The organism is Colwellia hornerae (genome assembly GCF_007954355.1).
Lineage (GTDB): Bacteria > Pseudomonadota > Gammaproteobacteria > Enterobacterales > Alteromonadaceae > Colwellia_A > Colwellia_A hornerae.
Genome location: NZ_VOLR01000003.1, coordinates 219,763 through 233,294 on the forward strand (window position 1 = coordinate 219,763; position 13,532 = coordinate 233,294).

The window sequence follows — 13,532 nt, forward strand, 5'->3', positions numbered from 1 at the left end:
TATTCCCATGCTAAAAACACCATTAAAAAATAAAATATTAATCGCTGGCCTTATCGGTGCTGGCTTAACTTTCATGTCACTCAATATTGCCGCTAAATCTATTGGACCTGAATTAAAAGGTTTTATGGCCACGGCTGAAGTACATGATGTTTTTAATGTCATCGTTACGTTCGAAGGTAAAGGTGCTATTAATGCACAACAGCTAAATGTTATTGAATCAACGGGTGTTATTGGCGGCGTAAGCTTTAAGCAGTTTCCAATTGTCGGCATAACGGCAACGAAGGCGCAAATAGAAGCTATTTATAAATCAAATGAAGTACGCTCTGTTTACTACAACGCGCCTTTATCATTCGAAAATGAACGCGCAACACAAATTACCGGTGTTGACCGTTTACGTGATGACCGTTCTTTACGCAGTAACGGTATGCCATATTCAGGACGTGGTATCGGGGTTGTGGTTAATGACTCTGGTGTCGATGGCACACACAGCGACATTAAGTTTCCTAACCATGTTGTTCAAAACGTATTAGCACAAACTAACCTACACTCGTTATCAGATATTTTACCGATAACTTACCAAGAAGATACTGCGAACAGTGATATTGCTGGCGGTCATGGTTCTCATGTAGCGGGTATTATTGGCGGCAATGGTGCGATGTCGAGCGGTAAATATCAAGGTGTTGCACCTGGCGCAAAAATTATTGGTTATGGCTCAGGTGCGGGTTTATTTATTTTAGACACGATCGGTGGCTTTGATTACGCTATGACGCATAAACATGATTACAACATTCGCGTTATTTCAAACTCTTTTGGAAGTACCAGTGATACAGGTACTGACTTTAACCCTGATCATCCAACTAACGTAGTGACTAAATCGTTATCAGATGCGGGTATTATTGTTGTTTTCTCTGCCGGTAATTCGGGTAGCGGCGAAGCGACAATCACCGGTAACTTTAAAAAAGCACCTTGGGTTATTACCGTAGCAGCAGGTGATAAAGACGGTAAGTTAGCTGACTTTAGTTCACGTGGTGTTAAAGGTAAAGGCGGCGAAGTTACGGTTGATGATGAGCTCTTTCAGTGGGAAGACCGTCCTACTGTTACTGCGCCGGGTGTTGATATTATTTCAACTCGTGCTTCATTATCAAGCTTAAGTGCCTTGAGTGTTGGCGATGATAGCGATGTAATGGCAGCAAATCACGTGCCTTATTATACTTCTATGAGTGGTACATCAATGTCAGCGCCACATGTTGCTGGTGTTGTTGCCTTAATGTTAGAAGCTGACCCCAGCCTTACATGGCGTGAAGTTAAGTTAATTCTTCAAGATACAGCAACCAATATGCCTGGTCGAGAAACATGGGAAGCCGGCGCCGGTTATGTCAATGCCTACGCGGCAGTGCAATCAATCGTTGATGAACGTTTAGCTTTTGGCAAAACAACGAAACTCAACCGAGATTTTAATGCTAAAGCGTTAACCTCAGTACAGGCAGAATATGCTGAGACTGTGCCGTTTAGTCCTGTTGGCGATAATAACGGTGTTATTGTGCCCGTCAGTGCCGAAGCTTCTATGGTAATGGTTCGAGCAAACATTGATGATAATACAGTAGCACTTACCTTGACTAGTCCTTCTGGCAAACGTTATGGTTCAAGTATCGCTTTACCCGTTTTAGGTCAAAACATTGCAGTGACAGCGCCAGCTGAAGCAGGTGATTGGATACTTAAAGCAGGGGGTATTGGTAGCCTTTCTGGTGTTGCACTTGACCCTAGCGGATTAACTAATGGTTATGCGGTACCGGGTGATATTGACGTAACGATTAAGATTATAAAAACTGATGGTTATGTCGGTCTTGATGACTTAACCAACCACCCGGCTAAAGCGTTTATTGAATTCGCTGTTAGTGAAGAATTAGTCGATGCCAATACGGCAGGTTTTGAACCAGATAATAACCTTACCCGTCAAGACCTAGCTGATTTTTTAAGCTTAGGTGCCGGTATTCGTCAATCAAATTTGGCAACAACAAGCTCATTTGCTGATGTCACAGGAAATACTACTTACACTGCTGCTATTAACGCGGCTAGTGAAAAGGGTGCCGCTTTACGAAATGGTGCACAAGATCAACAGGCAGTAATGTTGACGAATGGTACTCATTTTAATCCACAAGGCTTAGTTAATCGCAACGAGTTAGCTTATTCTTTTGTACAGTCACTGGCTTTACAATCGGTTGCAACAAGCTTTACCGGTGAGATTACCGCTATTTATGGCGAACAACGTATAGCGATAGCAGACCAAGCTGATATTCCAGATGAAATGAAAGGTTACGTACAATTAGCCTTAGACTTAGGGATACTAGCTGCAAGCTTTGACGTTGAACAGGGTACTTATGATTTAGCCCCGACTATAACGGCGAGCTTTAACGGTAATCAACACGTCAGCCGCGCTGATTACGCGGTAGCCGCGACACGTTTTTTTAATAACTACCTATAGACTGAGTATTAAGGTAAATAAAGCCTATCGGCTAGCATCAGATAGGCTTTAATTACCGACTATTATCAAAATAGATACAAGTATTAGATTGGCATTTTTTAGTAGCACAATACCTTGATGAATTATCTTTTTTAGCATTACTCATTAATATTATTTTTTGGGATTAAATAGGAATATCAGATGAAAACTAAATTTATAATATCCAGCATCACAAGCTTTATCTTCGCGTGTAGTTGTTTAGTTAATGTTGCCTCGGCATCGTTAATTACTATTGATTTTGAAAGTTTCCCTGAACGTAATTTTAGTCAAGGTAGTGAAAACGGCTTTAATATAAGTGCTATGGGGGTCGATACAAAGATTGTAAACCAAGGATTAAATACTGGGAATACCGCTTTTTCTGATGGCGGCTCACTAGTACCATCAACTTGGTATTTCTCAACTAACGGCTTATTTACGTTTGAACAGCTTGATATTGGCTCATTCTATAATCAGGGTGACTATGTCATTGTTACAGGTTGGCTAGGTAATGTCTTTCAAGCAGAGGACAATTACAAAACGACTACCTCAAAATGGAATAAACAATTATCAACAGAAGAAGCAATGAACTTAAAGGGGATCATGGTTGATAAAATTAGCATCTCGATGTTAAGTACCAGTCGTCTTTTCGGCATAATGGATAATGTCGTGATGAATAGAGTGCCAGAGCCGACCAGTTTAGCTATTTTTGCTTTAGGTATAATAGGATTAGCAGCACGACGCCTTAAGTCATAAACGTATTGATTGTTTGAAATTGATTTAGATAAAAAGTTAATGTTCAAGTATCTGATGTCGAGGGAGAATAATGTTAACGAGTTTAAATACCTTACATCATCATTAAGAATAACAGCCTAATTATTAGCTAATTAGGCTGTTTTTTTTACAAAATTAGCCTTGAGCGTTTAATTTTTGTAACTCGACCTCAAGTTCCTCAGATGCCTTTTTTGCTCTAAACTCCTCATAAAGAGCCGCTTTAGAGGTGGGGTCAATATTATTCCCTGACTTACTGACTAGTTTTTCAAATAACAAATCACTTTTAGCCTCAGACAATGTCACTAAAGTACACAATTGTTTTTTACCATCTATTTTTGCAAACTCTACTTTGTCCGCTTTAGTATTCACAAGCGTTTGCTGTGAAATTTGCTTAGATACTTGCTCAAATGTGCCACCAGTATTTTGCTTACCATCTGTTTCTAGCTTGCGCTGATACATTTTATCAAGAACACTGACTTTGAGATTAATTTGTTGTGATATTTCCGCACGTCCCATCGCTAAGCTTTGAGCTTTATCAATTGATAAGTTGCCCGACCATGGCACACAAGATGCCGCAGCTAAGGCATTATCGACATTAGGATTTAAGACCCAAGCTGGCACAGAATCTGTTGATTCTAGCATAATAGACGTTGACTCATTGGTACTACTACAAGCGCCTATTAATAAGCAAATGGCCACTATTGATGTTTTTTTCATATTGATTCCTTGGCAAGTAAATTGTTGTAATAAGAAGTTCTTTTAAGTACTTTTTTTAAATAGTTAACCGTTTCTTGATGTGGCAAATTATCAATTAAATTAAAATATAATTGTTGTGATGATTGTTGATTAGCTGATTGAGTTGCTCTTTTCAACGAGGTGGTATTACTAAGTGCTTTTGCTACATTACCCGGCCCGGTGTTGTAACCAGCAATTGCCATGTAGAGTCTGTTTTTATTGTCTTTTACCCCTTTAAAATAGCGAGACATCAGTAAATGAAGGTAGACACTGCCAGCTTCAATATTTTGTTCGGCGCTATATAAATATTCAGGTCGCAGTAGCGTTGTTTTTCCATTTAAAAACTCAGTAACATCTTTACCTGCACTCCCAGGCACAATTTGCATTAAGCCAAAAGCGGGGACGTGTGAGCGAGCGAGAGGATTAAAACTCGACTCTGTGTGGATAATAGCAAGGATCAATGAGGCTGGTATTTTCCATTTTATAGCCTGCTGTTGTGCTAATGGATAATAACGTTGAGCATTATCATTAAGTAAGCTTGGTTTTAATGGAATAGTGATGGTGGTTATATCTTGATCACTTTTACTCGAAATTGTGCCCAATTCACCAATATATTTTTTAGCTAATAAGGGAGGAGACTTTTTGGCGATAGCTAATTTCTTATTATCTTTAGTTAATTTTTTATTAACCGATTGCACGATCGGATCTCGGGCTAATGTATCAGATAGTGATATATTAGTGAGATTTGAGATGGTTTTATTCGCTAATACAGTGATCTGTTGCGACGTTAAAGATTGACGAACTTCGACTGTTATAGCACCTGAATCAAAATTAACCGTGGTACGTTGGTTTAAGTCATCAGAATAATCGACCCATTGTTTTTTTCCTGGTAATAATGGCTTGTGCCATTTTTTTGAAATTTTTTCTCGATACTCATCTTCAGCTGATTTCCATACTTCAACAAATTGCGCGAATTCTTTGTCTATTGTTTTTTTATAATCAGAAAAATCTTGCTCTTGCTTTGCTAAGTATCGCTTAAATTCTAATGACGCTTCGTTATCGCGGGCAAAAGATAACTGCGGTAGTAAACTAAAAATAGCTAGCCAAATCGTCAGCTGTTTGTTCATCTTTTAATTCCTTTTGCATATTTACTTTACGTTGTAGTTGATAGCAGGTCTTACTATCACAATTTGCCAGCATATCGATTGCCGGTTGATAATTGCCCTGCTCAAGCCAAAAGCTTGCAAGTGCGGCTTTGCTTGCATTTAACAATAAATTTATATCATTAGCTTGTTGCTCGAAAATTTCTTTTCCTTTTTTACCACCGGTTTGGCTCGCTATTAATATGATAGAGTCATTTCTAGTGGCCAAGTTCGCCATTGAAAGCTGTAATAAAGGTTTTAAAAATTTAGTCTCACCTTGCTCTAGAGCCCACCAAGCGTTGATCAGTGCTAACATTGCCTTATTCAAGTCAGGCTTAGTTTCTGTTACCAGACCACTACAGCTTAAGCCTCCCTCAATTCTTTTTTCTTGGTAATTACTTAAATGACTCGTGGCGTAATTAATTTTATCGGGTAACGTTAAGTTTAATTGTTTAGCTAATTGCTGCTGTTTTTCAACCCTCAGAGGATATGATAAAGCCCTATGACAGGCTTTCTTCCACAGCCGAAAAGGCAGCTCGGTGTTTAATGGAAATACTTGAGCACTCTCGGCTTGATTTACCACTTTAAAAGAGGGAGTGTGGTGAACAGTTGCGGCGGAAGTCGCCACAACTGATACCGACAGCATTGCTGCAAAGAGCATTATAAATCGCCTGATTTACTTACCTGGCCAGACGCTGCTTTGGTATTTTTACCCTTTTCATTAAGGCCACCATTAGCATTGATTTTGTGAGTTGACTTAACTCGGTTTCTACTCGTTGCATTCATTTCTTTATTTGCCTCACGAGCGGTTTTTTCTAGGCTAGGTGCGTAAATTGCCACAGTGTATTGCCAATTACCGTCAGTAGAAACAAAACTTTTGGTTGAAACACCAGGAGGAAGTGTTCCTGCTGTTAGCGTTTTATAATCATCTGTTGTTTTAAGTTGGTTAATAAATGTTGATTGCTCTTCATCAAGGACGGATACTTGTGATGGGTCTAACGTTTCAGGGTCGTAATCAAATTGAGTGTTTTTATCTATTTGCTTTTCATCAAAGCTGCCATCCCAATAAACTTGCTCTCCTTTTAAAGTACCTAGCAACGCTGCACGAGCACGCGTCTCAGATTGGCGTTTTGCAACCGTTTTAAGCTTCCTGGCAACTGACTTATTTTTGTTACTTCTGACAATGGCAGAGCCAAAACCCATAACATAATTTTCATTAGTTTCAGGATTAGTTAAAACCTTGGCACCTACTGGCGGTAAAATACCACTTTTTAGATCACTGATAATATGCTTGAAAATTTCATTTGGTGCTGTAGTTACTGCAACAGCTCCTGCTTGATGTCTAATTTGAGCACGCGTTTTTGGCGTAGAAATTAAGCTAACACGTACCAAATTCTCTTCAATATTATCGTCTACATCAAAAGTAACATAGCCAGCTAAAGAGCCAGAAACACTTTCAACACAAGCTTCTTGCTGAGCGTCCGCAGTGTTCGCCATACTTTCATTACCACTGTCAATAACGTCCATACTTACTGAAACCATATTAGAACAAGCTAGAGAAACGCCTTTCATATTGGCAACAAACTGTTTTTTGGCAATTAAAAAGGCTTTGTTATAAGCACCACGTTTTGAAAGTAAGCTGGCATTATTATTATTAAAAGTTTGGTAACTTGCACTTCCCACTGAAAGAATGCCCATCCCAGAGCCGACTTTAATCATTTTTATGCCATCTTCTTCCTCTTCGATCAATGCCTGATACGCGACGGCAACCGCAGCGACGTCATCAGTGCCAACCACTACATCGCCTTTCACCGTTACCGTATCCGCATTTGGAATACTTTGTCCCGGTTTTGCTGGAATAAGGTCTGTTAAATCAAAATCATCGCTAGCTAAAGTGGGTAGAGATAAAGCTAATGCCAAAGTAAGTATTGTAAATTTCATAATATTCCTTTAATTAAATAATATTGTTTGGTCATCTATGACCTGTCCATTTGGAAATGATGGTGTGCTAATAGCCGCTAAAGAATTTTGCAGTATTAAAGCTAATTCTCTGGTGTCTCCTGGGTAACGAAGACTAGCAACTAAGTATTTATTTTTCGTGAAAATCGCAACATCCTTTACCCCACCTATGGTGGAAATAACCGCGTGTAATTTTTCTGGCTGAGAGAGATAGCTTGAACGAATTTTTATTTCACGAACCAAACCACCTTGACTTACGACGTTGATGAAGGCTTTACTCATTGCCTGTTGCAGAGTTTTCAACTGTTCAGGCATTTCAAAAGTCACTCGGGTTAAATCATCTAAGAGATGTTCTGAGTCGGGTAAAGCAACCAAACTTGGATCATTATCCCATTTACCATAAAGATTATTTGCTAAATCGCGCACCTCAATGGTTAATGACAAACGTTTACTGTTAGCAGGGCCTCGTAACTTATGTTTAGCAATAACCTGTAAACTAGCGCCAGAGCCTGTTTCAATGCCTTGCTCTGAAAGCCAAGTTTTTAAAATAGGTTCAAAGTTATCGTCGGCAATTACCTTAACTCTTGGCGAACCGATTTGATCAAGAAAATCATTTGATTGCGCGATCAATGGTGACTTTTCAACGACTACCTGTAAGGTCACTTGCAAGCCATCTTTTGAAAGTTTCTTTGATGCTAAAGGTTGCCATGACTTAACCAGACCGGCGCTTCGGCTAGACATTTGCTGACTCATTAAATCTCTTAATGCATTATGTTCCTCATTGTTACTAATTTGCATAATGGTTTGAGATGATTGAACTGAGTTTTGGCTAAGGTAGATGCCAACTACACGAGAAATAGCTCTGCGCAGCGCATCTTGTTCAGCACGTTGTCGAGCAGAGTCGCCTGCCTTAGACCAACCTTCACCAATAACGGTTACCGTGACAGTTGAACTATCATCTTGCCACTCTAATGAGTCGGGAGTATTTGAACTACTCAGCGATTTTTTTACGTTAACAGCTACTACTAAGCAGGTATCACTACCTTGTAAATATGGCTGGCCAATAGTAAATTGCATTCTGCCACTATTCAGACCTTCGAGTATGGTGTCGCGTGAGTTGCTATACACTTGTGCAAGGCTTGACTCAAAACTTTCACTGTCATCACCAAACTCAAGTGTTTTATTGCCTTTAATAAATCGGCTAAGTTCAGCTGCCGCAGAATTTTGAGCTTGTGTTATCGCGGCTTGTCCTCGCCCATATGCACAAGCAGAGGTGCTAATATCACCGTTATCTAAAACCATAACGTCACCATAACTGGCAAAGCTAAGTAACAGAGATGATAGAATTAGTTTTCTCACGTTCTATTCTCAAGAAAGTTTGCTGGAGTACCAACAGATACAGCAAAAATTTTCACACCATTACCTGGTCTGAAAATACCAGACCCAGCTTGTTTTTTAATTGAATCAGCTAATTTACTATTTTTCCATTTAACAATCTTACCACTAGCGCTTTGCTTTGATGGCGTTACAGTTGCAACACCAATCGGTTCAACAAAACCTGCTTCATATTGAAACACAATCATAGTTTCATCAACTAACACGCCTGCATTTTGGCCACGGTCTAAGCTAAGTCGGTCGCCTTTTATCCCTAACACTTGAGCTGTTGCTGGCATTTCACTTAACATTCGGGTTAAAAAAATATCAAAACCACGGCTTGCCATATCGGACATCATTGCCTGTACTACTTGGGGGTCAGCAAAGTTAAAACCGCTATAATAGCGACCACTAACAATAACCACATTTAACTCATCTTTACTTTTAACAACATCAGCTGATTTAACCCGAATTTTACCAATATTTGGATGTGACATTTTCTCTTTAGTGAAGGGGTCAATTACCGCTGCAGTCATTTCAAGGGTATAATCCATAACACCTGAAGATTGAGCATAAAAAGTGTCAACTGTCTTAGTCGTATCAATTTTTACGACAAAATCAGGTGCTAAAATTCTTTGACTAGCCGCTCGTTTTGCATAAGCCGACGCGCCTTGCTCAGCTAAATATGTTTCTTGCTCTTGTCCTATTACTTGGTCGTCACGGGTAATAATTCTAAAACGACTTAATCCAGCTAATTGATTTTCAAGCATTTGTACTAACTTTAGATTGTTAACCTCCTTTAAATGCTCTACACCTTTCCCTTGCCCTGCAACATCATTGTTATCAAAATAAATTCTTACAATGGGTTTTTTTAATGGACAGCCATCACTTTCTTTTTGAATATCAAAAGTGCATCGCTCCAATCCTTGAGTATCAAAATAGGCAGGCACGGTAATATCATCATCAGCGAAATCATAAGCACTTTTGGCAATACTGGCATTTGATGCTTTATTTTTGACTGTTACTTTGTTGGTTTGATTACTTGGTCCTGTGCTTTGACAGCCGACAATTAATGTTGTGACTATGGCACTAACTAGGATCTTTTTTAACATGTTATAGGTATTCCTTTGTACTCTGTTGGCCACTTTTGCTGAACAAAACCTGACCTTTTGAGGATTCAATTAATTGTGCAATAGCTTCAATTGCTCGCTGTTTTGCTATGTTAGGTGAAGAGGCACGATGTTGATTTTTAAGCCTATTGGTAAATAAAACACGATAAGGAGGTTCGCTTTCGAGTAGCTCTACAGAAAGCACAACCTCAACGACGTACTCATTACCGTCTCTTGCTGACTTGCTTTTAATCGAGGGTTGTAACCAATAAACTGTACCCGCGCCACCCGTTAAACTTAAGTTGATACTCGTATTTATAACGCCAAGTTCGATAGGGGCTTGTACTTCAATGATCGCTTTATTTTTTAATGCTGAAATTAATTGCTGCCATTGTTTAAACTTCTGCCAGATACCAGACGAGAGGGTTTTTTCTTCATTTATTGAACTGAGTAAAATAAGGTTGTTTTCAACGCTTGATTGTTGAGCTAATTGTCTTACAGCCCACACCCGCTGTTGCCATAAAGGTTGTAGGTGCAATTGAGAAGATGTAGTGATATTGTCAAAAAACGTGCTAACCCGAGAAGCTAAGTTATTATAAAACTGCTGCTTAGATAGTTTAATTAACAATGCTGTTTGATTATTTTTAAATGTTTTTTCAGCTATCGAAACTAAATTTAATGGAATAGACTCGGTGGTCAATTTAATTTGCTGCGACAATGTGTAGCTATTTCTATTGTCTTTCTTTTGAATAGAAACAATCGATTGTGAACTAACATTTGCTTGGAGTTGCTGGCTTAAATCGTCAAAAGCAAACTTTTTTGCCATTACTTCATTTTCAGCAATACCTACACCGCAAAAATATTCTTCACTACAGTTAGATTGATAGACCCAACTCGGCCAGACTGCTGCCTTAGCCGAAATTGAGAATATTACTAGTAGCAGTAATAAATTAACCGCGCGCATCCAACTGCTCTTGTAGTTTATTAAGGCTATCAGCAACTTCTTGATCGGCTTGAATCAAACCATTAATTTCATTAAGCAATGAAATTTGATCTTTAGCCCGAATAACTGCAGTGGCAACAGTTAGCTCTTCGTCATCATCATCATCTTTAAAATAACCCATAGTGGCATTGATAGCAGCAGCTTGTGCTATTTGAGTACCGTATTGGGTAACTAAATAACCCAATTGAACACTTTGCTTAACGAGTTCAATAGTCAATTGAGAATTTTCTTCTGAAATCGTTTCAGTAGCCGAAGTGTAGGCGGCTAATTTATTGCCGATTTTGTCTTCATCAGTTTTAGTGCCAAGATCAAATATTTTAGCTTCAGCTAATAGCTCCTCATCAGTTTTACCTTCATTTGCAGCTAGAAAACTGGTGACATCGCGATGTTGTTTGACAACTTCACGATATTGCACTGAAACATTTCTTTGCTGTTTTACGAAAGCTGATAAGCCATTTAAAAACTCATCAATACCAGGAGACACTTGGACAACTTCATAACCAACAGTATCAATCTCAGCAATAATACGCTCGACTTCGACATCGCGATCTACGTTGGCTTTTTGTTCATTAGATAAGCTGCTACAACCAGCAATAAGAGACAGGGCTATTACAGCCGCAGTAAGACTTTTTCTTAACATTTGAAACTCCATTTAATTAACAAATTATGACAAGGGGGGGCCATCAACATAACTAGTCTTTGAGCATTCCTTGCTTCTTTCAAAACACATAATACATAATTATTTATTTTAATCAATGGATTATCTGGGCGAAATTCGACATGATTTATTTCACAGGTCAATGAGTATTATTATTTTAAAAAATATTTTCTCTAAGTATCGCTTTTATTTAGGCTCGTTTTTGGGGGAAGGATTCACTTTAAAATTTCGATGGGGCTGTGAGTTAATACGTCTATTAAGCTGGCTTTAAAGCCAATAGATTAAATAGATAGCAGGCTGATTCGAGCATTTTTAGCAGACTAACCAAGCTGAATTTATCGGGGGAAATCTAGTTGTAATTTTGCTCGCCGAGAGTTGACTTTCTTTAACTATAAATTAATGACTTTGCATACTTGTTGTGTAAAAAAGTCCTTAATTTGACTACTTATAATTTTCGCAATATGTTCAACATAGTCTATTCACATCATTAGCCGTTTTTTGTAAAAATTGGGTATTAAGCATTTATTTTTGTTAATACCCAAACTAGATTTAACTCAAAAATCATTTATTACAGTGGTTGTGATAAATTTGTGCTGAACATAAAACGGTATTCTATGCTCAATCTTATCTTAACTCTCTGCGTAATAACTTGCCGACACTTGATTTAGGAATTTCATTGATAAAAATGACATGTTTAGGGGTTTTATAGGCCGTTAGTCCTTGGCGACAGAAATTAATAACATCTTGTTCGGTGATTTTTTCATCTTCTTTTACAACAAAAAGCTTAACCGCTTCGCCAGTTTTATCATCGTCTACGCCAATACAAGCTGATTCTACTATGCCAGCCATTTTAGCCACTTCAGCTTCAATTTCATTAGGATAAACATTAAAACCAGAGACATTAATCATATCTTTTTTACGGTCAACAATATGAAAGAAACCTTTGTCGTCAAGTATACCGACATCGCCCGTTTTAAAATAACCATCTTGGGTCATACATTCATCGCTTGCTTGCGCATTGTTCCAATAACCTTGCATAACTTGTGGACCCTTAGCACATAGTTCACCCGATTCGCCTTGCGATACTATATTGCCATCATCGTCTCGAATAGAAATATCTGTATTAGGTAACGGCACGCCAATCCCTGGTATATAGACGGTTTCGTTATCAATAGTAGTGCCAAAGTTTAATGATAAAACAGGTGAAGTCTCAGATAAACCATAGCCTTCATGCAACCTAGCGCCGGTAACTTGCTGCCATTTATCGGCAACGGCTTGTTGCACTGCTGCGCCACCGCCCAAAGAAAGTTTTAATGCTGAAAAATCAACTTGATCAAAGCCCGGTGTATGTAATAAACCATTAAATAAGGTATTTACTCCGGTAAACATGGTTGCGTCGGTGTTTTTCCATATGTCTACAAAACTGACCATATCTCGAGGATTAGTCACTAAAACGTTTTTGGCGCCAAAGTAAAAGTAGCTGAGTGTATTCGCCATCAACGCAAAGATGTGGTACATCGGGATGGCGGTAATAACAACGTCGTTACCGTAATGAATATGATTTTTAGCAAACTCTTCGAATTGTAAAATATTAGCAATTAAATTGCCATGGCTAAGCATAGCGCCTTTAGATAAGCCAGTAGTTCCGCCGGTATACTGTAAGAATAATAAATCAGCTTGGCAGAGTGTCGGTTCAGCCAAGGCGAGGTTTTCTCCTTGAGTTAAGGCATCAGTAAAGCGAACTGTTGGCGTTAAACGCGGATCAACCGGTTGACAAGGTAAGCCTTTATTAACGAGATCGTCTAAGTTAACCGTAATTACATTTTTAATGTCGGTAGTATCAATAATATCAGCGAGCATTTTTGTTGAGGGTGAAAATATAATAATAGTGTCGACTTGTGCATCATTAAGTTGGTGCTTAAGTTCTCGTGCGGTGTACATAGGATTAACATTTACCTGCACCCCGCCAACACGAATAATGCCCCACATTGCAATTGGAAAAGCTAAAGTATTTGGGCACATCAGCGCGACACGTTCGCCTTTAGCTATGTTTAATTTACTTTGTAAAAAAGCAGCAAAGTCGCGAGACAGTTTATCGACTTGCTCAAAAGTGAGTTCAGCATCAAAATTACTAAAAGCGGTTTGTCGCTTATATTTAGCGGTGGTCTGGTGAAATAACGCTAATAAAGAGCTATAGCGATTTAAATCAACTTGCTGAGCGACGTTTTTTGGATAATTTATCAGCCAAGGTTTAGTCATGTGATTTCCTTAAGTAACGCGT

The 13,532-nt window shown here is 38.7% G+C and carries 11 protein-coding genes; 2 read left to right on the forward strand and 9 right to left on the reverse strand.

What is annotated here, in order from left to right; translation table 11 throughout:
• Positions 1–7 precede the first annotated feature (7 nt).
• A complete protein-coding gene (locus ESZ26_RS03210) occupies positions 8–2,482 on the forward strand; it encodes a S8 family serine peptidase (RefSeq protein WP_146797724.1) in 2,475 nt (824 codons plus the stop codon).
• Between the two features lie 180 nt (positions 2,483–2,662).
• Entirely contained in the window at positions 2,663–3,253 is a 591-nt protein-coding gene (locus tag ESZ26_RS03215; protein WP_146797722.1) for a PEP-CTERM sorting domain-containing protein, read from the forward strand.
• Positions 3,254–3,406: 153 nt separating this feature from the next.
• Here the strand turns inward: ESZ26_RS03215 and ESZ26_RS03220 are convergent, their stop codons facing one another.
• The 9 genes from ESZ26_RS03220 to ESZ26_RS03260 all read right to left on the reverse strand — a co-directional run bounded on the left by ESZ26_RS03220 (position 3,407) and on the right by ESZ26_RS03260 (position 13,510).
• Complete coding sequence (locus ESZ26_RS03220; RefSeq protein ID WP_146797720.1) at positions 3,407–3,988, reverse strand: hypothetical protein; 582 nt, start codon at positions 3,986–3,988, stop codon at positions 3,407–3,409.
• Positions 3,985–5,133: a transglycosylase SLT domain-containing protein gene (locus ESZ26_RS03225; RefSeq protein ID WP_146797717.1), complete on the reverse strand. Its 1,149-nt coding sequence runs from the start codon at positions 5,131–5,133 to the stop codon at positions 3,985–3,987. The genes ESZ26_RS03220 and ESZ26_RS03225 overlap by 4 nt, the downstream gene beginning before the upstream one ends.
• Complete coding sequence (locus ESZ26_RS03230) at positions 5,096–5,809, reverse strand: hypothetical protein (RefSeq protein ID WP_146797715.1); 714 nt, start codon at positions 5,807–5,809, stop codon at positions 5,096–5,098. Before ESZ26_RS03230 ends, ESZ26_RS03225 begins: the two co-directional genes overlap by 38 nt.
• Entirely contained in the window at positions 5,809–7,089 is a 1,281-nt protein-coding gene (locus ESZ26_RS03235; RefSeq protein ID WP_146797712.1) for a hypothetical protein, read from the reverse strand. Before ESZ26_RS03235 ends, ESZ26_RS03230 begins: the two co-directional genes overlap by 1 nt.
• A 9-nt stretch (positions 7,090–7,098) precedes the next feature.
• Entirely contained in the window at positions 7,099–8,466 is a 1,368-nt protein-coding gene (locus ESZ26_RS03240; RefSeq protein ID WP_146797709.1) for a hypothetical protein, read from the reverse strand.
• The gene (locus ESZ26_RS03245; protein WP_146797707.1) at positions 8,463–9,593 is read right to left on the reverse strand and encodes a hypothetical protein; all 1,131 of its coding nucleotides are present in this window, start codon (positions 9,591–9,593) and stop codon (positions 8,463–8,465) included. The genes ESZ26_RS03240 and ESZ26_RS03245 overlap by 4 nt, the downstream gene beginning before the upstream one ends.
• Before the next feature lies 1 nt (position 9,594).
• Positions 9,595–10,554: an LPP20 family lipoprotein gene (locus tag ESZ26_RS03250; RefSeq protein ID WP_146797704.1), complete on the reverse strand. Its 960-nt coding sequence runs from the start codon at positions 10,552–10,554 to the stop codon at positions 9,595–9,597.
• A complete protein-coding gene (locus ESZ26_RS03255) occupies positions 10,541–11,233 on the reverse strand; it encodes a hypothetical protein (RefSeq protein ID WP_146797701.1) in 693 nt (230 codons plus the stop codon). The genes ESZ26_RS03250 and ESZ26_RS03255 overlap by 14 nt, the downstream gene beginning before the upstream one ends.
• A 642-nt stretch (positions 11,234–11,875) precedes the next feature.
• A complete protein-coding gene (locus ESZ26_RS03260) occupies positions 11,876–13,510 on the reverse strand; it encodes an AMP-binding protein (RefSeq protein ID WP_146797698.1) in 1,635 nt (544 codons plus the stop codon).
• Between the last annotated feature and the right edge of the window lie 22 nt (positions 13,511–13,532).

Bases quoted from the DNA above. Each gene is read 5' to 3' on its own strand.
- ESZ26_RS03210 (WP_146797724.1), top strand. From the start codon at position 8: ATGCTAAAAACACCATTAAAAAATAAAATATTAATCGCTGGCCTTATC.
- ESZ26_RS03215 (WP_146797722.1), top strand. From the start codon at position 2,663: ATGAAAACTAAATTTATAATATCCAGCATCACAAGCTTTATCTTCGCG.
- ESZ26_RS03220 (WP_146797720.1), bottom strand. From the start codon at position 3,988: ATGAAAAAAACATCAATAGTGGCCATTTGCTTATTAATAGGCGCTTGT.
- ESZ26_RS03225 (WP_146797717.1), bottom strand. From the start codon at position 5,133: ATGAACAAACAGCTGACGATTTGGCTAGCTATTTTTAGTTTACTACCG.
- ESZ26_RS03230 (WP_146797715.1), bottom strand. From the start codon at position 5,809: ATGCTCTTTGCAGCAATGCTGTCGGTATCAGTTGTGGCGACTTCCGCC.
- ESZ26_RS03235 (WP_146797712.1), bottom strand. From the start codon at position 7,089: ATGAAATTTACAATACTTACTTTGGCATTAGCTTTATCTCTACCCACT.
- ESZ26_RS03245 (WP_146797707.1), bottom strand. From the start codon at position 9,593: ATGTTAAAAAAGATCCTAGTTAGTGCCATAGTCACAACATTAATTGTC.
- ESZ26_RS03250 (WP_146797704.1), bottom strand. From the start codon at position 10,554: ATGCGCGCGGTTAATTTATTACTGCTACTAGTAATATTCTCAATTTCG.
- ESZ26_RS03255 (WP_146797701.1), bottom strand. From the start codon at position 11,233: ATGTTAAGAAAAAGTCTTACTGCGGCTGTAATAGCCCTGTCTCTTATT.
- ESZ26_RS03260 (WP_146797698.1), bottom strand. From the start codon at position 13,510: ATGACTAAACCTTGGCTGATAAATTATCCAAAAAACGTCGCTCAGCAA.